We start from the raw sequence: 1,380 nt of genomic DNA, 5'->3' as shown, positions 1-1,380 counted from the left end.
GGGAGTGTAATATAAACTGTGTAAGTAAGAGAGCGTACGGCTCTTACTTCGCAGTTTATTTTTTTATTGATAAACTAGAATATATAAATTGGGGAGTTGTTTATAATGGCGAAATCTAAACGTGATCCAAAATCAGTAGAATTAGCTAATAGAATTATAGAACAATACCAACCAGAGTCCGTACAAGACATGCAGAATGCTTTAAAAGACATATTTGGCCCTATGTTTGAAGCGATGTTAAAAGGAGAGATGAACCATCATCTTGGTTATGACTCAAACGATAAAGGGGAAAAAGTCACAGATAATCGCAGAAATGGTTATGGAAAGAAAACCTTGAATACCAGTTCTGGAGAAGTAGAAATTGAAGTGCCTCGAGATCGTGACGGCTCTTTTGAACCGAAAATTATTCCTAAGCGTAAAAAAGATGTATCTGAGATTGAGGATAAGGTTATCGCTATGTATGCCAGAGGGATGTCTCAGCGGGACATTTCTTCTACCATTGAGGACATTTATGGTTTTTCTGTATCTCATGAAATGGTTTCCGATATCACAGATACTGTGCTGCCTGACTTAGAAGAGTGGCAAAGTCGTCCATTAAATAACTGTTATCCTTTCGTTTTTGTGGACTGCATGTATACAACCATCCGTAATCAATATGAGACAAAGAAGTATGCCGTGTATACCATTTTAGGTTATACCATGGAGGGAAAAAAAGAAATTCTTGGTCTATGGTTAAATGAAACAGAAAGTAAGCATAAATGGATGCAAATCTTTGATGAAATCAAGGCTAGAGGGGTCGAAGATATCTTCTTTATTTCTATGGATGGCGTATCTGGATTGGAGGAAGGTGCTCGTTCCATATTCCCTAACGTTATCGTTCAACGATGCATTGTACACTTAATTCGCAACTCCATTAAATACGTACCAAGCAAGGACTACAAAGCATTTACAGCTTCATTAAGAAAGGTTTACGGAGCTCAAAGTCTAAAGGCATGTCAAAGTACATTTGAATCCTTTAAACAACAATGGTCTGCCTACCCAGGAGCTATCGATGTTTGGGAACGCAACTTTGAACATGTAGAACAATTATTTGACTTTGGTAGTGCAGTTCGACGAATTATGTACACGACTAATGCAGTGGAAAGCATCCACTCCAGCTTTAGAAAAGTAACGAAAAAGGGAGCATTCCCCAACGAGAATGCCCTACTTAAAGTCCTATATTTACGAGTTAAAGAACTAGAAACCAAATGGGAAGGTGGTCATGTCCATAACTGGTCTCTAGCCATGAATCAACTATTAATGGATGACCGATTAAAGGATAGGGTTCTCAAATATATCTAAGTGTGTAATCCCAACTTACACACTTTATTTGACAAACCC

The 1,380-nt window shown here is 37.9% G+C and carries 1 protein-coding gene; it reads left to right on the top strand.

Annotated features, from left to right (window positions below):
* The first annotated feature begins 105 nt into the window (after positions 1-105).
* Complete coding sequence (locus tag OMHG_RS00105) at positions 106-1,341, top strand: IS256 family transposase (RefSeq protein WP_010647064.1); 1,236 nt, start codon at positions 106-108, stop codon at positions 1,339-1,341.
* The last annotated feature ends 39 nt before the right edge of the window (positions 1,342-1,380 follow it).

It is taken from the genome of Oceanobacillus massiliensis str. N'diop (genome assembly GCF_000285495.1).
Lineage (GTDB): Bacteria > Bacillota > Bacilli > Bacillales > Amphibacillaceae > Oceanobacillus > Oceanobacillus massiliensis.
Note: the sequence above shows the minus strand (reverse complement) of the source record. Positions and strands in the feature narration are given on the sequence as shown.